Source organism: Pseudalkalibacillus sp. JSM 102089 (genome assembly GCF_041366475.1).
Lineage (GTDB): Bacteria > Bacillota > Bacilli > Bacillales > Guptibacillaceae > Guptibacillus > Guptibacillus hwajinpoensis_B.
The window spans coordinates 1-20,554 of record NZ_JBEWYW010000020.1 but is presented as its reverse complement, the minus strand read 5'-3'; the positions used below and the strand labels follow the sequence as shown (position 1 = coordinate 20,554).

Genomic DNA, 20,554 nt, shown 5'->3' with positions numbered 1-20,554 from the left:
AGTCACCTACTTTATGGGAATGGATGAATAGCCATATTAATAGTATTTGAGTGTTTCTTTAGGCGGGGTTGGTTGGTAGCTCTATCCCCTTGCAATCCTACACCTAATTGTAATAGCCCAGGTATCAATACTTTTGAAGCACGCAAATCAAATTGTTCTAAATATGAAGGAGTTTGATTAATAGCTATGACATCATAATCATGATCTAAAATCCGTTTTATAACCTTGGTTAAGTCTTTAGTAATATCCAGATTAAACTCTTCATCACTATCGATAAACTCTTTGAAATCTACAAACTTCATATTATTAAAAATAAAATTAAATTTACTAAAGTTTTTCGGATGATAATAATAGAGATAATGATCTTCTAAGCTTCTTATCTTTCTCGGATTTTTATATAACTCTTCAACTCGTTCTTTTTTATGTTCAGAAATTTTCTTAGCCATTTGTGTATGTGCACTGGCTTCAAACAAGCAGCTTAAAATGGCTTCTTCTGCTATTAAATGGCATCCCCCTGAAACAAAAACTCTTGGGGCGATATGATTTTTGTTAACAACAATAGCAGCAAATGAAGGAATTCCAAACTCTGTAGTCGTTTTTAAAACAAATACATCAAATCCTAGACTATTTATCTTATTTTTTATATTCAGTATTTCATCATTTTTCACTGTTTCTAAGCGTATGGCTACAGGCTTTTGCATGCCATGCCACATTAACAGAAATGCATCTCTCTCTATTACTTCAAAAAGCCCATGTAGAATAGATTCCTCTAATGATTTTCCTAAAGAACAACCATTAGACGACTCTATTACAAACCTCTTATCCTGTGGAGAAACGATATGGTTAGCAAAATAGGCTATCTGTTCAGGAACTAATATTGCATCTTCATATTTAAATGAATAACCCCAAACCCATGGTAAGGAAGTCATCTCAGAGTACTGATCGGAAGAGTCTTTAGACAGGCCAAATTCTATGGGGTTAACTGCTTGACCTTTTAGCTCTTCATATGATTTGAAGATTGAAGTTCTCTTGCTTTTAGGAAATTTACCAGCATCTCTTTCTAGTGCCTCTAGATATGAGGTTAGTTCACTTTCAAAGAAATTGTTCTGTCTGCCAATGAATACATCTTGATTGGTGTAACTGAAGTATGTAGGTATAATGTCGCCTGGGAATTTTTCGATTTTATTGATCAATCCAAACTTCTTATTTGTTAAAAGATTTCTTAAATCATGTAGATCGAGCAGTGGATTTTTTTGCCTAAACTCATGTTTAGTAACTTTTAACCTATCATGTAACGTTAGCAAAGCATCGTTACGATTATCTTCCTTGAGAAAAGAGGCACAATGTTCACAGTTTTGGTTAGGTACTAGTGGGTATCCTACTATGTTCATTGTTTTGTTTGAAAATACAACAACTTTATTTGATGTACTGGGGGACTGAAATTGTGCTAGTAAATCAATCTCTTTTTCAATAAATAGTCTCATGTTCTCACGTATAAATTTATTGGAAAGCAGATTATTGGTTCCTATATGGATATAGCGCTTATAATCTGAGTATTTAGTAACATCCTTCTGTGCCTTCATGCAGAAGATACAACCTTGTTTACTTGGTACAAAGGTAGGTCCGACGCTCAATTCTAGTTCATTAACTAAGACATACATGATAGGGATATTATTCAATAAACATTCTTGCTGACAAAATTCCAAATACTCACTATTGTTGTCATGATCAAAATAAATAATCAAATTGCTATTGATAATATCGTTAACTTTAAGGTGACTTATATGTACAAAACTGCAATCATAAGTTGACATGTTTAATAGAGATTGTATAAATTCACTTTTAGTACTTCCAACTATGAGTATGTTTTCAATTTCCACAACTATACCTCTCGTAATTCATTAATGTAGTTCACTTTGAGTCAATATAGGCTACTAAAGTAACCAATGAAAATTTCGTATAACCTATCAAAAACTCCAAATTAACATAATTAAATACAAAAGAAGAAAGTGGCATAGTCTCCTTCCTCTTTCTTCTTTTGTACGATTTACAGTTTTAGATAGAGCTTGTTGATGTAGCGATAACAGAAGCAGTACAACTCACTGCAGAAGGTACTACTGATGCTTGTCCGTCCGCCATACCCATGCTATCTTCAAGGCTTAGTACTTCAACTTCAGAAACTTCTAAGCTCTCAAGTTCAAGATTATCAAATTTCAAGTCCATTTATCTCACCTCCTTTCAGTGTTTCAAAGCTCGCAATCCATCCTAATGAATACGGAAGATTATTAAATTCTGGAATATCCTTCGTAAACGGAATAAATACTTTGTTATCAGAAGAAAATTCGTCTTCGTTAGTGTTGATATTGTTTACGCTATTATTTCCTTCAATGGCATTTATTACTGCATTCTTAACAGTAGTATCTAAACTGTCCCCATAATCGTAAGAAATGATCGAACGATTACTAGAATACTTGATTAATACGACATATGTGCCTGGAGAATAGTAGTAGGTAATATTAATGGGTTCAGAATATTTTCTCTGAAGTAATTCTACATAGTAAAGCGTGTCTGCGTTAATATTACGTTTATCTAAATATAAAAAGCGAGTAGAATTCTTGATTAACTGTCGCAAACGAATTGAATGACAACACTTATCAAAAACCTCTTGTTCAGTACCAATAGAGCTAACTAATTCAATATCTTTAACTTCAACTTTCGCGTGAAATTCGATCCACTTTTCCTTGTTGAATATGTAATAGTTTTCAATAGTTATTTCGCTAGTCAACCTAGATATCGCGAACTCTCTAAGTGCAAGATCTATCGCATTAAACATTGCTACATTATAATTAATGCCTAATTTTCTTATATGTTTAATAAATTTAGATGTAATTAGTTTAATAACACAATTAGAAACAGGTAATTGTGAATCTCCTTCAATTATCTCCAGAAAAGGCAGCTCTGTATTTAATATCTGATTCTCAACTATTTCTAAAAACGCGTTAATGTCGCTCTTATTAGTTAAGTCGTTATTTAAACGATCATTAGTAATTTTAGAAGACTTATCAAAACTATTAGATTCAAGAAAATTATTAATAGTGACCTCAGACTGCTCCAACGTATCCTTGTTTAGTTTAATAGCATTATTATGAGACTGCTTTGCTATTCCAGTGACGGACCTAAACACCTCATATGCTATTGAATTACTAACATAGATAGTTAAAAAATCATTATTATCCTCAAAGTTATTCGTATGTTCTTTTCCACTCATTTGAATCCTGCTGATAAGATCATCGTATCTCCAATTAATGCTATCTTGATATGGGATTATGTAAGTATTGTTTTTGTTTATAAAAGATGCTACTACCTTAGGATGGTTGAAGAAATCAGATTGCAGCTCATTGTGACTTCCTAAGTCCTGTATAATAACAACTACGTCATACTCTTCAGTACTTACCCCTAACTTTTTACCTGTCACTTCTATAGCTGGATCATATTCTTTGTGAGTTTTGATATATTCGTTTAATTTAGTTAGATAAAAGCTATCGTTTTCAAAATCACTTTTAATATAATCAATCTTTCGAGCACCCGTTTTTATTAAAGCTCTTATGAGGAAAGGAAGATACGTAATTTCTGATTTGATAAGAATGTTAGCCTTTCTATATTGTTGGAATGAATATTCAGGTGAATTGACCACTCCATCTAAGTATCCTATCTCTTCAGAGTATAGGTCCATTTCTCTCTCACTTAAGGTATGAGATAAAGTAGTTGAATAATCGATGATGTAATTAGCCTTAATTAGCGGATTAATTATTTTATTAAAAAACGCCTGCTGATCATCATTTAGTGATTGTGTAATCTTACCAAAAGGGATCTTACCATTTAGATAAGGCTTGATCGTCATAAACCACTTATAAACAAGCTTCCCGTTTATAACTACATAATCATTCTTCCCTTTAAAGATTACTCCTTCCTCAAAAGGTGTAATCTCTACAAAAGGCTTGATATAAGGATACAACTCAAGATCCCTCCCATCTATATTTTCCAAAGTGTTTACTTGAATTAAAAACCAGATACTATTTCGTAAGTTGTTAATCAATCTCAATCAACGTGAATAACTTTATACTATTATTTCCAAAAATAAAAGGGTTTTTCTAGAATTTTTTGTATTAAAATGTATTTTTTTCGGTTTCTTTCCTTATTATTATTTTTTTTGAACATGAAAATCTAAATAAATTTATTCAACCTCTTTTTTTATTTTTTTTAAAATAGTAATACAAGTTAAACCACGCACTTTAGTAGTGTTAAGTAATAAGGGTTCAAAAACCCGTGTGGGTCTTTTTTCACAGCAAAAATTTTTTAGAAATAACTTTTTTAGGTAAAAATAACCAATATTAGCAGATTTAGTTTCCATTTATCTGATATAGTAGTAATTTGTAAGAAGGAGGGGTAGCATGCTACATGTGAAAATTGCAAACGCTGGATATTCGAAGAACAACTCATACTTAAAAAATATAGAATTTAATTTAAATAAAGGGGAAATTATAGGATTAATTGGAGCTAACGGAGCTGGTAAAAGTACAACTATTAAATCTATTCTTGGAGTAATACCGCACTTTCAAGGTGAAGTAGAAATAGATAATGAGTATAAACTATCCTACATTCCAGAAGAACCTATCCTTTACGATAAATTAACCTTATGGGAACACTTATCGTTAGCAGCATCATCTTACGATATTCCTGAAGAGATCTGGAAAATAGAAGCCGAAGAGTTGCTTAAATTATTTCATTTACATCCGGTGAGAAACAAATTCCCAATCAATTTCTCAAAAGGTATGAAACAAAAAACTCTTATTGTACTTGGTTTCATGATTGATCCAGATATATATATTATAGACGAACCTTTTATTGGACTTGATCCACTAGCTATCAGAAATTTGATTTCGCTTCTGCAAGTAAAAAAGCGCGAAGGCGCATCAATCCTAATGTCTACACATGTACTAGATAGCGCAGAAAAAATTTGTGATAGATTTATAATACTATCTCAGGGGGAAATGTTATCTTCAGGAGATTTGAAAGAGATACGTGAAGAATCTGGTCAACCAGACCATACATCGTTATTGGATTGTTTTTACTATCTAATGGGGCTAGAAAATGTTGAAAGCAAATAAACTATTTAAAAACAGACTCTTTAATCAACTTTTGGAAAACTATAAGATTCTACGAATGGTATTCGATTGGACCGTGATAGTATACATACTAATACCAGGTATCATTGTTTGCGCGGCATATTATGTAAGCTTTTGGAAACAACCACCAGAAGGTTTAAATAGTGTTACATTTAACAGTATTCTTATTATTTCATTTTTCTCGTTTTTTTTAACTGAAATAAAATCATTCTTATACAGAGCGGATCAATTATTTCTGATAAGAAATCAAGCGGTGGCACAAAGAATTACAAAGTTAGGAATGGGTATTGCGTTACTCAATACACTAGTAGTAGGCGCATTTACCTTCATAATTTTACTACCCTTACTTATAAACACATTCAATATGTCAATATATGATCTCATATTCTTCTATCTTTATTATCAACTATCCTTTTTAAGCTTTATATTTACTAGGAAAGCTGTAAAATTTGCATTCAAGTTTCCGCTGTACAACTTAGTATTCTATGCTTTGTCACTTGTTGCTTACCTAGCTATTTGGAAACTTTTCACTCATTCAAGCTTTACTATGAAGTTGATAGAACTTATCGTAGTATCAGTAATACCAGTTATATTCTCGCAACAAATTAAATTTACTCATGGTAAGTTTGAAAAGCTTGTTGTATTCGACGAAACCGCAAACCACAAGTGGAAAAAGTTGTTGTTGGCACAGAGCGGAAATGCAAAGTTAATTAAAACGAACTCTAAAAGTGTTATTTATACTATGAAGCAAGGTAAAAGAATCTATAAAAATAGAACCGTAACAAATATCATCTCTGAATCATTTATAAAAAGTTTTATTCGAGATGGTAGCGCATTAGCATCCCTACTCCAACTAACCATTTTATTAATCTATTTAATGGTTAAGATAACTAACATCTGGGTTGCATTTATTATTTGGGGATTTACGATATACGCAGTACTTGATTGGGTTAAGGCAAACTGGCTCACTTTTCGTAATGATGCCTTTTTTTTGATGTTTAATTGGAGCAGTGCTGACATTACCAAATCTTCAAGAAAGAGTATTATCTCAATATCTCTACCGATTATTGTTATTATAAGTAGCATATTCGGATTCTTAAACTTTTCTCTATATGGCTTAATCGCACTACCGGTACTGTCGATTCCTATTGTTATCTACTTCATAAAAAAACAAGTACTGTTATAACAACATTATGGTTGAACTATAATGAAAGCAATTTTTACATTCTATCTAAAAAAAATGAGAGGAGTATCTACCTAATTGATAGAGCTTTTAATTAACGCTTCACTTATTACTCCTGAATATTTTATGATACTACCTTTTACAATCTTAATTTATTTGAATTTAGAGATTAAATACCAAACTACAACCAACAAAATTAAAGAAGGTTTTCATCGTCATGATACGACGTTCCCTAACCTTTCTAATACAGTGATTAGTATTTCTAAATTTATACTAAACAAAAAACTACTATTTGTAATTGGGTATATAAAACGCAAGTTATTTCCGAAAAACGACCTGGATGAATACACTATCTCCTCCTCTTTCATTCAGTAATAGGTTTGAATTTAAAGGAGGAGAACAATGAAGAAATTATATGTAAGTTTATTAATCATAATGCTAATTAGTATGTTAAGTGGATGTTCTGCTGATGTAACTCTAAGTACATCACTTCATAATCTGTTTGTGGAACCATTTATATACTTGATTTCCTTGTTTGTAACTGTTTTAGGAGGGAGTTATGGATTAGCAATTGTAATGATTACAATAATAATTCGATTTACTTTAATGCCTATATTACTCATGCAGCAAAAGAAACAAAAAGGCATGCAAGAAAAAATAGCTAAGGTAAAACCTGAAGTAGATAAGATTAAAGAAAAACTAAACAACTCTTTAACTAAATCAGAAACGAATGAGCTAAAAAAAGAGTTATCTAAACTTTATACTGAACAAGGTATCAATCCTTTTTCAATCGGTTGTTTACCATTCATCATCCAAACTCCTATCCTTATGGGCTTTTATTATGCTCTTAAGGGATCCGAAGCGATTGCCACCCATCAGTTTTTATGGTTTAGCTTAGGTACTCCAGATCTTTTACTAGCTGGATTAGCAGGTTTGATTTACCTTATCAATCATTTAATTCAGCAGGCTTTTGTGTCAAAGGATGCTACAAATAGTAAAACTACCATATTTATGGGAATGGTTTTTCCAATATTCATCTTCATCTTTTCTATAAATGCACCTGCTGTATTACCATTATATTGGAGTGTAGCTGGTATATTTATGATTATTCAAACACTGATACAAAATAAATTACAACAACATTCCCAATTGAAGGCAACTATTAACTAAAAAGGCTAATTAAAATTGGATGAGCTAATCAATATACGATTAGCTCATCTAGTTTATTGGGGACAACATGAATCAGTGGGAAGGTTCTCACTATTCTTCTAACATGCAAATAACAAAAAAACAAGTGAACTAATTCATACGTAATTAGCCCTCCTAGTTAATAATAACCTTAATCACGCCCTATAAACCAGCGTCTGAGAAACTTTAAAAATTCCTCGCTATCTGCCTCTGCGACAACCCTGCTATCCCCTTCGTCTTCCGTAAATTAGATCGCGTTTCTCTTTTGGCAAACTTTTCACTTGAGCAATATGAATTCTTCCTATAATCTCCTTAATAACTTCCCTAGCTTCCTCATCCCAAAGTCGTCTTTTTAAAGCTCAGTGTCTTCTAAACAACAAATATGATTTTATCTCGTTAAACTCTTTAAAAAATAAAAGTTGAGTGTGGCCGTTTAATTGAGAATCAGGGCATAACTACAACCATTTTCAATCATTTACTTCATCGTGTTGAAGTTATACATGGCGGAGAAAATGAGGAAAGTCATCGTATGAAGAGTCGGAAAAGTATTGTCTTAGCAGAAGTGTAAAAAGGATACGAGCAGAAAGTGTAAAATTCAACTTCACGTATACATTTCCAATAGAATACACCTTTCTACTTTAGTAATTTGTGTGGTAATTTCATAAGCAATTCAGGTGATATTTTTCGATTAATCTACTACTAATAAATTCCAATTATTTCAAAATCAAATCACTTACTCAACCTCTTTTTGAAAAAAAGACGTAATTCCTTAGTGCGGAATTACGTCTGATTAATGAGTATCGTTCTTGAACATTACGGTGCTTTTATATTACAAAATTGCTCCGAGATTGCTGAAGACCGTAGGCTATTTAGCTTAGATTTTATGCTTAATACTTGTTCCTAACTGGACTCGTTATTCAACATATAATTTCCCGTTTAATGTGTAGGGTTCAAGAATGACTTTGTCTGTTGTTCGATTAAGATAGTAAGTATATCTTCTTTCATCACCTTTAATTTTCACATAAACTAACCAGTTTTTATCTCCTGGCAAGTTACCAATAAAAGGGTCAATTTCTTCAAAGCTCTCTTTCGAAATATTCATTTCATTAATTAAATAGCATTCTACTGCTTTTTTTGAAGTTAAGAATTTGAATTGTACATAACCATATCCCACTCCTGTAAATATTAAAACCATTGCACAGACAAGCCATATTTTCCTTAATTTTATCAATCTATTTTAACCCCCTATTTCCAAGAGTTCTTTGTTGAAGAATTGCTATGAAATTCTTTAATATGATCCTTCCAGCACGCAATCAATTCTTTAGGAGTTACATATTCAAAAATGCCTAGATTCTCATTTCACTTAACATATTCATGTTTCCATTCAGTTTCATCCTGATATAAAAGGGTTTAAACCTCTTTGATTTTTTTGCTTAATTTCAAATCCCAAAATGCTTTTACTAACAAAAACAGAACAACAACAATCATAATAAAAGAGATCGTACAGACAATCGTTTCGAAGGGTGAGTACCGAAAAGCATATAGGTACATATCCACCAGGTAGATTTGTGAAGGGTCTTGAGTTGATGCAGGTGTGAAAACAACATGTTCTTTCCAGTCATCAGAGTATGGCAAATAACTTGCTGTCCAGGATGCTAACCAGAATGTAAAACCAAATATACAGAGTAACGGAATTAATAGAATAGCCTGAAGAGTTGCCTTCATTAGTTCATCTCCTTAATACTAGAACTAATTTTGAATCAATTCTCCAAATCTCTTAATTGTCTCATCTCGATCAAACGAGCTATACCAGCGAAAATGATCGGCATCGAGTATTCTGTAATGCTGACTAATGACATTCTGCTGTAAAACATATCTCCCTTTGCTTTCAATTTCTTTCCACCAGACTTTACCTCCCATCGTTTTGTCTACGCGATATTCTATTTTCTTGTGAGCCAGTAACTTGATTACTTCAAGTGGCTCATCACCCAGGACATTTTGCAATACTTCACTTTCACTAAACAGAGAGCATGTGGCGACAGTCACCGTCCAACTTGCAAGCATTCTATTCTTCTCGATCTGAACAAGTGTTTTCTTCGACGTCCCTAAAACCTCTGCCATGATGTCTTGAGAATAGCCTTGTTCTTGCCTGATTAACCTAAGCCTATCTGATACCAACTTTATTAGTTCTTCTTTATTCATTTGCACCACCCTGTTCCCAATTTCATCTTTAGTGTAATTTTACACCATTATAATATTTTTTCAATATTATCCATTAAAAGAATATTTAATAAAAGCGATGCTATAGCAAGCGAATATTTATTTGACTTTGTGCTTTGATTTCTTTAGTTGTTTGCAAAAATTCAGCCACATCTTAACCCTTCTGGGATTAAGATGTGGCTTTTATAAAGTCTAGATTAATTCAATTAAAGCTCCGAGATACTTGAACAGCTATTTATCAACTGTGCTTAAATCACTGTGTTTACCTACAACATTAATCAGATTAAAATTAAAAAGTAATGGTTTGCAAAGTGATACGAGGAGTAAACCAAACTATGTATGGTTCTTTTTTATCTTTTGATATTATTAGTAACTTATTGTCCTTTCTTTCTATCTTAGATACATTTTTAAATTCAAGATCAATAAGTCCTTTATCATTATGTGCATTAATTAAATCTAATTCACAGCTTTGCTCATGAATCGATACTAACATTAGTATACGAATACCAACATCATCCACTTTATCTATCATGAATATTCCTTGTTCCTTTTCATACAAGTAATCAGGCTCACATTCAAATAGCTCTATTAAATCATATTCATCAAATTTAATACCCACACTAATATTCTCCTTTAAACGTTTTTAAACAGTTACCATTTCACATTACCATGCATTATCACCTAAGGGAGAAGTTCGTGTTTATTTAAGCTTATTTGATAAGTAAAAAACGTAAGCTGAATGACTAATGAAGATCGCCCTTAACATGATATTATGCTTTGTTATTACAGAATTGCTCCGAGATTGCTTAGTACCAAATGTATTCAGCAGTATATTTTATTCTTTAGGTTTTACTTCTCGATACACGCCAACTACTCCTGAGATTGTAAATAGTAATAGTGCCCAGGATGTAATATTCATACCATTTTCGTACTGGATTGCATTTATGAAAAGATAAACAGCAGCAATTATAAAAATCAGCACATTGAATGTAATTAGAGCCCTCTTTTTAATAAAACTCACACCTTTGTTCAAGTAATTAAGAATTTCTCAAAAAGTCTAAACCAATTATTTCAAAATCACACATATATAACAACCTAATTTTGTAAAAAAAAGAGCCTACACTATTCGTGATAAGCTCCGAGATTGTTGAAGATATGCTGCTACATATTTAGTTAATTAATTAACCCTTGCGCCAACCATTGATCAAAATACTTTTGATAGCCCATTTCAGTAGCTGTCATTGTATATTGCTTATCCTTAATCTTAAAGGTATGCGACCCTGACAGAGCTTCATAAGTTGGGTTTGTTTTTACATCACCGAAAAGTGTTTCGAAAGTAATCACATCAACTGAATTTGTCGTTCCGTCTTCCGAAGTTTCAAGAAGAATAAAATCAACTTTTCCATACTCACTAGTGTCCTTAAATATCAAACCAGCTTTCTTTAATGACATATATAATTGATCCATACTTTGGCTCCCCGCCCCCTGTAATTGCATTTATGAGTTACTCTTGATTCGCTCCGAGATACTGGAAGATGGTAAATAACGATCCTTCTGTCTTAAGGTTAAGACTTTTCTTCTTTTGATAACAGTCCAACAATGAACATGACAATAGCATATATAATAATCGTAGTTATTAATAAAGTTAATGGATTAAAATGATCATGCAACAATGGGGACAAAACTATTACTATCACCAATAGTATTGCACCAGCTATCTTTTGGTTTTTCTTCTTTTTTGCAACTCCCATTTTCAATGATAACCTCCCGTTATTCCTGGGTTGCTCTTAAATAATGAAATAGCTGCAAAGACACCTTACTCAACTTTCGCTCCGATTTAACAGAACAATGGACTCAATTCCATATTCTTGAGTTGCCCGAGATTGTAGAAGACTCGATTTCAAGATAGTATGACTAATTACGTGAAATTGACAACTCCTATCCTTCAGTTATAGAATTACAACAATAATCAAGAAGTACATAGGAGGGTCTTAATGGACGGTAAATACTTTGAGAGTGAAATATTAAATGCGGTACGTAAGTCAGAAATAAATAAATACCTAGAGTTATCGAAATCTTATTCTTTATCCTATATCGAAAACATAAATAAGAGAAACGTTTATCCTACAAGCAAGGCCATCAGAGACCTTGATATTTTCGATGAAAGCCTGCCTCAAACACCTCAGACCACAGAAGAAATTATTGAATTATTGAATACATATGGCTCTCCAGCTACAGTCGCCCAAACAGGTGGACGTTATTTTGGTTTCGTAAACGGTGGAATTCTCCCAGCCTCTTTATCCGCTCGATGGTTATCTGATACATGGGATCAAAATACAGCTTTAAGTATTATGTCTCCTATTGCTTCTAAACTTGAAGAAGTCGTTGAACAATGGATAATAGATTTACTTCAGCTCCCTCCAACAACAGGTGTAGGATTGTTAACTGGAAGTTCGACTGCAACTTTATGCGGGGTGATCGCCGGGAGAAATCATCTACTTAAAAATAATGGCCTTGATATTACAAAAACAGGTATCCAATCATCAGATGATATAAAAGTTGTAATAAGTGAAGAAGCCCATGCTTCTGTATTTAAAGCTTTGAGAATGATAGGTATAGGATCAGATAGTGTCGCTAAAATCCCAGCTGATAGCCAAGGAAGACTATTAGTTTCCAATCTACCTGAAATTGACAACAAAACTTTAATAATCTTGCAGGCAGGTAATTTAAATACAGGTGCTTATGAGGACTTCCAATCTATATGCACGTCAGCGAACCAAAAAGGAGCTTGGGTGCACGTTGATGGAGCATTTGGTTTATGGGCCGCAGCGTCTGAAAATCTCTCTCATTTAACGAAGGGAATGGAGTTAGCCGATTCTTGGTCTGCCGATGCTCATAAAACCTTAAATGCCCCTTATGACAATGGAATGATTTTGTGTAAGCGTCGTGAAGATTTAATCAATGCTCTTCAAATGACTGGGCCATATATCATCAGTGCAAGCGAGAAAAGAGATGGAATGATGTACACACCTGATATGTCCAGGAGGGCAAGAGGTGTAGAACTTTGGGCAACCTTAAAATCACTTGGGTCTCAAGGTGTACAAGAATTAGTAGATGAGTTACACCATAAAGCTCTATATTTTGCAGATCAATTAAGAGCTAGGAACTTTGAAATTGTAAACGAGGTTGATTCTAACCAAGTGTTGGTTTACTTTAATGACGATGAGAAAACGGATAAATTATTAAGAGAAATCCAAGAGTCAGGGGTTTGCTGGATGGGAGGTTCACGGTGGTCTGAAAAATCAGTCATAAGGATTAGTGTTTGTTCTTATAAGACTACATATCAAGACATAGACATCTCCGTAAATGAAATAGAAAGATTATCTAAGTCGATTAGTTAAAAGAATGCTGCTATTCATGATAATCAGAAAAGGGAAGCTAAAGATATAATTAGCTTCCCTTTTTCAAAAAACGCCCTATATTTACTGCTTTCTAGAATGGTAAAGTAAAGGAGATTATTATTATTGAATGATCGCTCCGATTTAATTCAATAAAGAGAATAACTTGGTTTCACATCACTTTCTGTATAAATGTAAACTAGCATTAAGACACATAAAACATCATTAAATAAAACAGCCATTAAACCAGCGCTGTTGAAACCAAGATAAACAGCACCAACAAGTAACAATAGAACCAAGAGAAGTTTATCCATCATTATCCACTACCTTCTCCTTTTAATTATTTCTATTTACTCCATTTATCTACTCAATCATTTCAATACCAATTATTTCAAATTCCAATGACTAACTCAATCTTTATTTTATTCAAATTAGAGCTTATCCTAATTACAGATAAGCTCCGAGATTGATGAAGACTCGATTTCAAGATAAACTTAAAGCTTTCTTCAGATCCTTAGTTAATATCATTGGTCCGTGGATTATACGGCGCCTATCCTTCATGGCAAATTTCTCTTCTCCTACTTCAATAAAATTCAAAAGCACAATACTAAAAGAAAATGTATTGTGCTTCTTATAATTTTGCAATGCATTAATATAGATAGGCGATTTCCATATCCTGGTCATTAACAGTCCAATCAATCCATTTTGTACCCGAAGAATTATCGTCTGGATCTTTAATAGCTACATGAAGATCCCCTGAGTAACTTCCATTTTTATCAAAACCGATTCCTGTTATAAAATGGTACTCTGTGTAAACAGATGAACTACTTTTATAACGATCAAATCTTAATGCTACTGGGTCATCACTTTCTATTGATTGTGTAAACTTATGTTCATTATAAGTTGCATCAAGGTAATTGTATCCCCATGAACTAGGATGAACTTTATGAGTAACATGGTCATACATACCATGTGACCATTCGGTTATGCTTGTACCATACCAATTTGTATTCATTTCATCATAAAGGTGATTAACAAGTTTTGCCCAACTACCATAATATGCGTTGTCCAAGACATTGTAACCTTTAACATCATGATAATAATCTGCAATCATCGCCCCGACTGTAGGGGCACACGCGGATCCTGGATGATCAATTCCATTTCTATCCTGCTCAATATCATCAACAGCAAGTACTTTATATGAACTAGCAGCTCTCGCTACATTAGGTGAAAAAAATGAAGAAGACTGCTTATTATCTTGTAAATATTCATCCCAAAGCTTTTTATGTTCACTATTCTTCTGAATACTTTTCAATTTTTCCTTTTCTATTTTCTCGTACAATTTTGTATTCTTCTTTCCCTCTTTTTCTAATTTATTTAGTGTTTTTTGTTTAATATCATCGTGTTTTTGCTTTAATTCTTTATTATCCTTTGCAAATTTATAATCAAGTCCACCTAAATAATATATTTTGTTTCCTTTGGTTGATTCAATATCAAATTGTGATAATTCACCCTCACCATATTCTAAGATAGGTTCATATTCGAATGTAGCTGATGTAATGAAGTATCCTAATATATTATTACCTTCTTTGACCTCGTAATAATAACCCAGTAATGTATCATCAACATTATAGAGTTTATGCTTTTCTTTGATCGACGCTCCCCTCCAATGAGAAATATATTCTTTATCATTTATATAGTTTTCAATTATTCCGCGGGCAGTCTTTGTTGATACACTTTTTTTGTTTGTACTCGCCTCTGCATATGTAATATTAGAAACTACTTCCTTAAGGGATTGAAAAGAATAAACTGGAAAAACGAGTGAAAGGAAAAGAATAATTGATGTTACAATTTTCATATTTTTCATTGACTTTCCTCCTGGTTTTTTGGTATTTTTTGTCTTATTTTATACTAACACAAAAATTACCAATAAACTGGCATGATTTTTAAATTTTCAAAAAATAAACAACTAATAACAACGTTAGTTAATTAATGTTTAAAATGTAAATAAATACATATTTAAATGTGGTATCATAATATCAAATGATATTGGATTATCAAAGAAATATTCAATATTATTAACAACAGATGAAATGATAGAATATTTTGTACCCAGAATTAGACAAAGGAGGGCTTTCTGTGAAAAAATACATTTTATTAATTACTGTTTTGGTATTTGTAATTTTACCTGGTTGTTCAGGTGAAACAAAAAGTGATTTAGAAGCCTCTGAAAAAGGTATTTTATCAAAGGATGATGCTGAAGTTTTAATTTATGATACACTGAGCAAGGATGAGAAAGAAAAATACACTGTCGATTATGTGAAAGAAGAAGGGACAAATTACTATATTAGAGTTTACGAAGGTACTGAGGGTGACATTAAAGTAAAAGCAAAGTATAAAGTTGATTATAAAACCAAAGAAATAAAAAAAATCAATGTAAAATAGCCTTAAATAATAAAATATGGACTAATTTAAAGTTACTGTCAAAAAAAATCGGGACCTCCATTTTTATGGAGGCCCCTTTACTTTTAGTCAATTGTTCGCTTTGTATTGTAACGCTAACCAATGAACTCGGGGCAAGGAAATAATTTGAAGTATGAGGGAATCGCTTATTTGTAAGCCTTAGGTAATTGGAAGTTTCAACCTTTTCTTATTTCACAAACGCTCCGAGATTATGGAAGAATGGGGTTCAACGTTATGATAACTAATTAAGAAGAAGATATTATCACTATAAGTTGTACTTCTGAAATTCATTTTTCATAACGCCCATTAAAATAGAATCATGATAGTCCCCATTATAAAATAGATCCTCTCTAATTCGTCCTTCTTGTTTGAACCCTAACTTCTTATACGATTTTATTCCTCTCTCATTAAATGCAAAGACATCTAAACCGATTCTATTTAAATTCAATATATTAAATCCATACTCTAGCAGTAGTGACATTCCCTCAGTCCCAAAACCATTTCCCCAGAATGCACTGTCAAATATAGAAATTCTGACAACAGCTTTTCGGTTTTGATGATCGATATCCAGCATGGCTATATCCCCAATAGGTTGATCAGTTTCTTGCAAACAAAGTATAAGATCAATCCTCGAACTATCTACCGATATTCCATCAAACCAGTTTTGAACACCTACTCGACTAAAGACTGTTTGTGTACCTGTTAACCTTCTTCCTTCTTTATCCCATAGGGCTCTTGTATAGAATAAATCTAGATCACTATTTTCAATTGGTCTCAAGTAGACTCTCTTTCCTTCTAAAAATTTAATGATTACTTGTTCATGTGTGGCCATGAATATTCCCCTTCCAAACTACGAAAAATTCTTATTGCATCTAAAGTACAACTATTGATAGTAATTTAAAAAGCGTACACTTTAACCTAGAATCGCTCCTGTAATGTGGAGGTTATTGCAAAATGCTATTAAATAGTAGCTCCGAGATACTTGAATAACCACCTAAAATCTATTAGCTAGTGGAATTAATTGTTACTGCATGGTTCTCATTTACTACTATTTGATCATTCGTATTTACCTCTAGATCAATTGGATAAATAGCAGAAACCTTATCAGAAAATATCCATCTTCTACCTGGTTGAACTAACAAAATAAAGACGCCAATTGCACGATTCCCCATAAAATTAAGTGATTCGTCGCTTATTTGTTTGTTATCACGCTCGTTAATCCCAAGGTCCATTAATTGTCTTCCAGTTTTTATTACATCATCCACAGTAAGGCTAATTTCACTAATACTTAGAATGCTACTTTGTGAAAATGGTTCATCACTAGCTTTGGTTATAGAATGTCTGGAGATAAACTCAACTACATTTTCAGAAGGGTCATAAAAGTATAGTGAATGGCCAGGAAGGTTTGGGAAATCCGCCTCATCTTTTCCTTCTTCTTCATTCAGTTTAACTTTACCTTCTAGCCACGCTTTAGCCTCTTTAAATTTATTTGAAGGGATATTGAAAGCAAAGTGGTAATAAGGATCGCCTTTTACATTTCTTGATGTGAATATCAATTGACTTGAACCAATTGATACCTGAAAACTTTCTTGGCATTCTTTTGTTAATGGCATACCTAAAGTTTCTGTATAAAAAATTTTCATTTTATCAAGATGTTTTGTTTTTAAAGTAAGCCGCCTTATCCTCACAAGGTATTCTCTTCTCCTCTTAGGCGTACTATTTCCATCCACTTTGTCATTTCAAATTTCCCACTTTCTTGTTTGAGTTCGTCCGGAACAGAAACAAAACTCATGAACTCCAAACTGTTTCCATCTGGATCTTTAAAATAGACAGAAGCATTCCCCTGATTAGGCCTTACAAATGGCTGCACTGATGTCCTGTTTCCGAAAGGTACAGCTTCTATTCCTTTACTATGCAACCAATTCACAGAGTTCTTCATCTCTTCAAATGGAATTCTAAAAGCCACATGTCTTAGTGATGGGTGGTATGCGGTTAAATATTCTTCTCCTTCCCAGAGCCCTAGCCAACTTTTATGCCTCTCAATCCAGATAAAAGCAATTCCATCTCCTTCCCAAGCAAGCTCTAACCCCAAGCTTTGATAAAATTGAATAGAACACCTTAGATCTTTAACTGGTAAATGAGCTTCGTAAAGTCCTTCAATCATATTTATCCACTTCCTCTTTTCATATTTTCTATGAATTAAGTGTATATAGGAATTTAATATGACGCCTCGGCTGCGAGCATTAAATAAGCTACAACTTTAGAAGGAGACTTATACATGAGCCAGATAATCTTACTAGAGTTTAAAATCCCAGCATTTAAAAGAGCCTATCTTATTAAAGATAAGCTCCGATTTAGTGGAAAAATGAACTCAATTCAATATTAAAACTACAGCTGCAATGAGTATAACCTGGTTCTTCTTGTTTGATATGGAGATTATTTGGTTACTAGTTATTATAAAGAAAGGGTGGCTATTATGGAATTCTTAGCAGTAATATTAATGACTATAGGATTAATCGCAGCTCCAGTGATCGGCTTCTTTTACCCCAGTTGGAGGAGTATGAAAGGGGCTGCATTATCAGAAAGTCAACTTTATGGAGTAAGAGCTTTAGGAATTGGACTTTTACTTCTTATGTTTATATTAAGTCAACTCATTTTATAAAAGACAAAGGTTCCTCGCCCAAATTGGGTTTCTCCAGTTATTCAAAAATAGCTCCGAGATAATGGAGTAAGACCTAATATGAATGTCAAACAATAAGCAATTAGTATCTTTATTTATGTTTTACCCATCGTAACCTTCTATAAAGATTAGGAATTTTGCTATCGCAATTCCTAGTAAAGAAATGAAAAAGCAGAAGAGTAATATAAATGGTATGGCGCCCGCAATTCCCTTAATAGAACAATAGAAGAAACCAAACACCATTGGAATAGCAACGGCATACATTGAACTTACTTTTCTTAGGAAAAACCTTATTAACACACTAATTATTAGAGCTATTACTCCAATATAAACCGTATAGAATACAAAAGAAATATCTGCCATAAAGGCTTCACTCCTTATAGGAAAAAATTAACCCATATTAGTTATGTACTCTGATATGTTTCGCTCTCATTATTCTCCATCTGAATAAAATAAATCAGAAAGGATCTGCTCTTCTTGTTGTTCATAAAGTTCACTTCCTTTAAGTACAAAAACCTCTCCACAATTGTTTTTTGTTACTTGAAGGGTTTCATATTCGATCTCCTTTTCTCCATCCAATTGATAGTTTCCAAATTGGCTACGATACACACAGGACTGATCAATTTCGGTTTGTTCACCTTCACTATTGACATAATAATACGTATCTTCCAATAAACCATGTGGTTCATGTGATGAAGTTCGAGCTTCTCCATAGTAACCATTTTTAGAGATTTGAATCACTTTTTGTCCATCTACTTTTTCCAGATCAGGTTCACCTGCCATATTGTACCTAACGAGAATAGCACCCTCATACCCTTCTGGAATAAGATACTGTCTATTCGTCTTTTCTTCTAAATCAAGTTGAGTAAACCCCCATAATCCAACTAAGAGAACAAGAATAAATAAGCTGTTACCCAGTAATAATTTTAGATTGAACTTTCTACGCTTTCTGTGTTGCCATTCTTCAATTGCAAAGAATAGTGCGGCAACTATAACAGCAAAAAAAGACAAATCTTCAATAAAAGTATACGTGGCGAGAGCTAAAGAAATATGTATAAACGCTGCGATGATAAAGCGAAATGCTGGTATCTTATTAGATATCCAATCTGATAATAATGATACAGGAATGCCATATATCAGAGTGCCGAACCCGGTAAATATTAGAACGATCAAAACATATCCAAGATCTTCTACCGTAGAAAACTCACCACCCGAGTATGTAACTCCGTTTATTAACCAAGTTGCGGTTATAAACAACGTAGAAAAAAAAGCTGATAGTAGTTTTGTCTTTATACTCATAACTGCATACACCTCTGATTCAATATGTGAAATTTTTCACATATATTGTATCATAAATAATGGTTCATTCTACCAAATTAAAGAAAAAAGATAGCATAGAAAAAAGCGCTCACTTTTATTAAGTAAACGCTCCGATTTAACAGAAGAACCTATGCAATCATTTTACTTTGCCCGTTTGTACTCCATCTTCAAAAACTCATAACGATTATCATTTGTTTCTTGCATAAAAGTTTGAACTGATTCAAACCCTGCTCTTTCATAGACCTTAATAGCCCTTTTATTAAAAGTAGCAACCGAAAGCGTTATTTCTTTAGGGTTATATTTTGAAATTGCAAAGTTTATTCCAGCTTTCAAGTAATCTAAACCCATTCCCCTACCAGTTAGCTCGGGTTTCATACCTAAGCCAATCTCCACGGAATCTTCCTCAATTTCATAGCAAAAGAAGCCGACTTCATCATTCCCCTTTATAACCATGTAATAAATATCTCCATGAGGACTCAAGAGTTTAACTAAATTCTCTTCATCATTCTTATAATCATAAAAAGAGTATTCCCCTTCATAGTGCCAGTTTAAAATTTTCTCTGCTTGCTCTTGTGATATTTCATTAAACTTATAATCCATTATCACCCCTCCTATCATCTCTCTAATAGTTATCTGATCTTCCTCAAAGTGACTCCCTATTATGAATCAGATATAAAAATCACCTATAGCGCTTAACTGCCATCTCTATTACCAATTATTTCAAACAATTGAGAACAACTCAATCTTTTCTTTCACACTAAAAGGAGCTTATCCTATTACAGATAAGCTCCGATTTAATGGAATAAGCCTTTCTCTTCGTTTGCTATCCTTTTGATTTCTCCTACTTTAAATTCAGTGACTTTTTGAATGTTATTTTCATCTGTAAAACCTTGAAAATACTTGTGTATTTCCCATG

General features: G+C 32.9%; 23 protein-coding genes. 6 read left to right on the top strand and 17 right to left on the bottom strand.

Annotated features, from left to right (window positions below; all coding sequences use genetic code 11):
- Positions 1 to 11: 11 nt before the first annotated feature.
- The 3 genes from ABVF21_RS21860 to ABVF21_RS21850 form a co-directional block, all read right to left on the bottom strand.
- Positions 12 to 1,880: a TOMM precursor leader peptide-binding protein gene (locus tag ABVF21_RS21860; RefSeq protein WP_371018998.1), complete on the bottom strand. Its 1,869-nt coding sequence runs from the start codon at positions 1,878 to 1,880 to the stop codon at positions 12 to 14.
- A gap of 175 nt (positions 1,881 to 2,055) precedes the next feature.
- The gene (locus ABVF21_RS21855) at positions 2,056 to 2,223 is read right to left on the bottom strand and encodes a hypothetical protein (protein ID WP_371018997.1); all 168 of its coding nucleotides are present in this window, start codon (positions 2,221 to 2,223) and stop codon (positions 2,056 to 2,058) included.
- Positions 2,207 to 4,015, bottom strand: a complete 1,809-nt coding sequence (locus ABVF21_RS21850; protein WP_371018996.1) for a hypothetical protein — start codon at positions 4,013 to 4,015, stop codon at positions 2,207 to 2,209. Before ABVF21_RS21850 ends, ABVF21_RS21855 begins: the two co-directional genes overlap by 17 nt.
- 436 nt (positions 4,016 to 4,451) lie before the next feature.
- Here ABVF21_RS21850 and ABVF21_RS21845 point away from each other — a divergent pair, with 436 nt between their 5' ends.
- The 3 genes from ABVF21_RS21845 to yidC all read left to right on the top strand — a co-directional run bounded on the left by ABVF21_RS21845 (position 4,452) and on the right by yidC (position 7,539).
- Positions 4,452 to 5,168: an ABC transporter ATP-binding protein gene (locus ABVF21_RS21845; protein ID WP_371018995.1), complete on the top strand. Its 717-nt coding sequence runs from the start codon at positions 4,452 to 4,454 to the stop codon at positions 5,166 to 5,168.
- Complete coding sequence (locus tag ABVF21_RS21840) at positions 5,152 to 6,372, top strand: ABC transporter permease (protein WP_371018994.1); 1,221 nt, start codon at positions 5,152 to 5,154, stop codon at positions 6,370 to 6,372. The genes ABVF21_RS21845 and ABVF21_RS21840 overlap by 17 nt, the downstream gene beginning before the upstream one ends.
- A 399-nt stretch (positions 6,373 to 6,771) precedes the next feature.
- Entirely contained in the window at positions 6,772 to 7,539 is a 768-nt protein-coding gene (yidC, locus tag ABVF21_RS21835; RefSeq protein ID WP_371018993.1) for a membrane protein insertase YidC, read from the top strand.
- 931 nt (positions 7,540 to 8,470) lie between these two features.
- On the opposite strand, the gene ABVF21_RS21830 is transcribed toward yidC, so the two are convergent.
- From ABVF21_RS21830 to ABVF21_RS21805, 6 genes are all read right to left on the bottom strand, one after another.
- Entirely contained in the window at positions 8,471 to 8,788 is a 318-nt protein-coding gene (locus tag ABVF21_RS21830) for a hypothetical protein (protein WP_303534380.1), read from the bottom strand.
- A 179-nt stretch (positions 8,789 to 8,967) separates the two neighbouring features.
- The gene (locus ABVF21_RS21825) at positions 8,968 to 9,282 is read right to left on the bottom strand and encodes a DUF4306 domain-containing protein (RefSeq protein ID WP_371018992.1); all 315 of its coding nucleotides are present in this window, start codon (positions 9,280 to 9,282) and stop codon (positions 8,968 to 8,970) included.
- Between the two features lie 24 nt (positions 9,283 to 9,306).
- Positions 9,307 to 9,759 carry a helix-turn-helix domain-containing protein gene (locus ABVF21_RS21820; RefSeq protein WP_303534386.1) on the bottom strand — a complete coding sequence of 151 codons (453 nt, stop codon included), beginning with the start codon at positions 9,757 to 9,759 and terminating at the stop codon, positions 9,307 to 9,309.
- A 307-nt stretch (positions 9,760 to 10,066) separates the two neighbouring features.
- On the bottom strand, positions 10,067 to 10,396 hold the full coding sequence (locus ABVF21_RS21815) for a hypothetical protein (RefSeq protein WP_371018991.1): 330 nt from the start codon (positions 10,394 to 10,396) through the stop codon (positions 10,067 to 10,069).
- A 554-nt stretch (positions 10,397 to 10,950) separates the two neighbouring features.
- Entirely contained in the window at positions 10,951 to 11,244 is a 294-nt protein-coding gene (locus ABVF21_RS21810; RefSeq protein WP_371018990.1) for a hypothetical protein, read from the bottom strand.
- Between the two features lie 98 nt (positions 11,245 to 11,342).
- Positions 11,343 to 11,534: a hypothetical protein gene (locus tag ABVF21_RS21805; protein WP_371018989.1), complete on the bottom strand. Its 192-nt coding sequence runs from the start codon at positions 11,532 to 11,534 to the stop codon at positions 11,343 to 11,345.
- 237 nt (positions 11,535 to 11,771) lie between these two features.
- On the opposite strand from ABVF21_RS21805, the gene ABVF21_RS21800 reads away from it, so the two are divergent.
- On the top strand, positions 11,772 to 13,178 hold the full coding sequence (locus tag ABVF21_RS21800) for a pyridoxal phosphate-dependent decarboxylase family protein (protein ID WP_371018988.1): 1,407 nt from the start codon (positions 11,772 to 11,774) through the stop codon (positions 13,176 to 13,178).
- Positions 13,179 to 13,324: 146 nt separating this feature from the next.
- Here the strand turns inward: ABVF21_RS21800 and ABVF21_RS21795 are convergent, their stop codons facing one another.
- Together ABVF21_RS21795 and ABVF21_RS21790 are read right to left on the bottom strand one after the other, a co-directional pair.
- Positions 13,325 to 13,489, bottom strand: coding sequence for a hypothetical protein (locus ABVF21_RS21795; RefSeq protein WP_194218892.1), 165 nt, complete (start codon positions 13,487 to 13,489; stop codon positions 13,325 to 13,327).
- A gap of 335 nt (positions 13,490 to 13,824) precedes the next feature.
- On the bottom strand, positions 13,825 to 15,042 hold the full coding sequence (locus tag ABVF21_RS21790; protein WP_371018987.1) for a C39 family peptidase: 1,218 nt from the start codon (positions 15,040 to 15,042) through the stop codon (positions 13,825 to 13,827).
- A gap of 272 nt (positions 15,043 to 15,314) precedes the next feature.
- Between ABVF21_RS21790 and ABVF21_RS21785 the strand changes: the two genes are divergently transcribed.
- Positions 15,315 to 15,620 (top strand): hypothetical protein, encoded by a 306-nt coding sequence (locus ABVF21_RS21785; RefSeq protein ID WP_371018986.1) that lies wholly within the window; start codon positions 15,315 to 15,317, stop codon positions 15,618 to 15,620.
- Between the two features lie 283 nt (positions 15,621 to 15,903).
- On the opposite strand, the gene ABVF21_RS21780 is transcribed toward ABVF21_RS21785, so the two are convergent.
- The 3 genes from ABVF21_RS21780 to ABVF21_RS21770 form a co-directional block, all read right to left on the bottom strand.
- Positions 15,904 to 16,470: a GNAT family N-acetyltransferase gene (locus tag ABVF21_RS21780; protein WP_371018985.1), complete on the bottom strand. Its 567-nt coding sequence runs from the start codon at positions 16,468 to 16,470 to the stop codon at positions 15,904 to 15,906.
- Positions 16,471 to 16,642: 172 nt separating this feature from the next.
- A complete protein-coding gene (locus ABVF21_RS21775) occupies positions 16,643 to 17,326 on the bottom strand; it encodes a VOC family protein (RefSeq protein ID WP_371018984.1) in 684 nt (227 codons plus the stop codon).
- Positions 17,323 to 17,802 carry a VOC family protein gene (locus ABVF21_RS21770; RefSeq protein ID WP_371018983.1) on the bottom strand — a complete coding sequence of 160 codons (480 nt, stop codon included), beginning with the start codon at positions 17,800 to 17,802 and terminating at the stop codon, positions 17,323 to 17,325. Before ABVF21_RS21770 ends, ABVF21_RS21775 begins: the two co-directional genes overlap by 4 nt.
- 312 nt (positions 17,803 to 18,114) lie before the next feature.
- Here ABVF21_RS21770 and ABVF21_RS21765 point away from each other — a divergent pair, with 312 nt between their 5' ends.
- Positions 18,115 to 18,300, top strand: a complete 186-nt coding sequence (locus ABVF21_RS21765) for a hypothetical protein (protein ID WP_371018982.1) — start codon at positions 18,115 to 18,117, stop codon at positions 18,298 to 18,300.
- 120 nt (positions 18,301 to 18,420) lie between these two features.
- Here ABVF21_RS21765 and ABVF21_RS21760 read toward each other — a convergent pair whose 3' ends face one another.
- The 3 genes from ABVF21_RS21760 to ABVF21_RS21750 all read right to left on the bottom strand — a co-directional run bounded on the left by ABVF21_RS21760 (position 18,421) and on the right by ABVF21_RS21750 (position 20,238).
- Positions 18,421 to 18,681, bottom strand: a complete 261-nt coding sequence (locus ABVF21_RS21760; RefSeq protein WP_371018981.1) for a hypothetical protein — start codon at positions 18,679 to 18,681, stop codon at positions 18,421 to 18,423.
- A 69-nt stretch (positions 18,682 to 18,750) separates the two neighbouring features.
- A complete protein-coding gene (locus tag ABVF21_RS21755; RefSeq protein ID WP_371018980.1) occupies positions 18,751 to 19,617 on the bottom strand; it encodes a DUF6843 domain-containing protein in 867 nt (288 codons plus the stop codon).
- A gap of 162 nt (positions 19,618 to 19,779) precedes the next feature.
- Entirely contained in the window at positions 19,780 to 20,238 is a 459-nt protein-coding gene (locus tag ABVF21_RS21750; RefSeq protein ID WP_371018979.1) for a GNAT family N-acetyltransferase, read from the bottom strand.
- Between the last annotated feature and the right edge of the window lie 316 nt (positions 20,239 to 20,554).

Excerpts from the sequence above, each read along its gene's own strand:
- ABVF21_RS21765 (WP_371018982.1), top strand. The coding sequence starts at position 18,115 with ATGGAATTCTTAGCAGTAATATTAATGACTATAGGATTAATCGCAGCT.
- ABVF21_RS21800 (WP_371018988.1), top strand. The coding sequence starts at position 11,772 with ATGGACGGTAAATACTTTGAGAGTGAAATATTAAATGCGGTACGTAAG.
- ABVF21_RS21755 (WP_371018980.1), bottom strand. The coding sequence starts at position 19,617 with ATGAGTATAAAGACAAAACTACTATCAGCTTTTTTTTCTACGTTGTTT.
- ABVF21_RS21770 (WP_371018983.1), bottom strand. The coding sequence starts at position 17,802 with ATGATTGAAGGACTTTACGAAGCTCATTTACCAGTTAAAGATCTAAGG.
- ABVF21_RS21795 (WP_194218892.1), bottom strand. The coding sequence starts at position 13,489 with ATGGATAAACTTCTCTTGGTTCTATTGTTACTTGTTGGTGCTGTTTAT.
- ABVF21_RS21780 (WP_371018985.1), bottom strand. The coding sequence starts at position 16,470 with ATGGCCACACATGAACAAGTAATCATTAAATTTTTAGAAGGAAAGAGA.
- ABVF21_RS21810 (WP_371018990.1), bottom strand. The coding sequence starts at position 11,244 with ATGGATCAATTATATATGTCATTAAAGAAAGCTGGTTTGATATTTAAG.
- ABVF21_RS21820 (WP_303534386.1), bottom strand. The coding sequence starts at position 9,759 with ATGAATAAAGAAGAACTAATAAAGTTGGTATCAGATAGGCTTAGGTTA.
- ABVF21_RS21760 (WP_371018981.1), bottom strand. The coding sequence starts at position 18,681 with ATGGCAGATATTTCTTTTGTATTCTATACGGTTTATATTGGAGTAATA.
- ABVF21_RS21840 (WP_371018994.1), top strand. The coding sequence starts at position 5,152 with ATGTTGAAAGCAAATAAACTATTTAAAAACAGACTCTTTAATCAACTT.
- ABVF21_RS21825 (WP_371018992.1), bottom strand. The coding sequence starts at position 9,282 with ATGAAGGCAACTCTTCAGGCTATTCTATTAATTCCGTTACTCTGTATA.
- ABVF21_RS21855 (WP_371018997.1), bottom strand. The coding sequence starts at position 2,223 with ATGGACTTGAAATTTGATAATCTTGAACTTGAGAGCTTAGAAGTTTCT.
- yidC (WP_371018993.1), top strand. The coding sequence starts at position 6,772 with ATGAAGAAATTATATGTAAGTTTATTAATCATAATGCTAATTAGTATG.
- ABVF21_RS21790 (WP_371018987.1), bottom strand. The coding sequence starts at position 15,042 with ATGAAAAATATGAAAATTGTAACATCAATTATTCTTTTCCTTTCACTC.
- ABVF21_RS21750 (WP_371018979.1), bottom strand. The coding sequence starts at position 20,238 with ATGGATTATAAGTTTAATGAAATATCACAAGAGCAAGCAGAGAAAATT.
- ABVF21_RS21845 (WP_371018995.1), top strand. The coding sequence starts at position 4,452 with ATGCTACATGTGAAAATTGCAAACGCTGGATATTCGAAGAACAACTCA.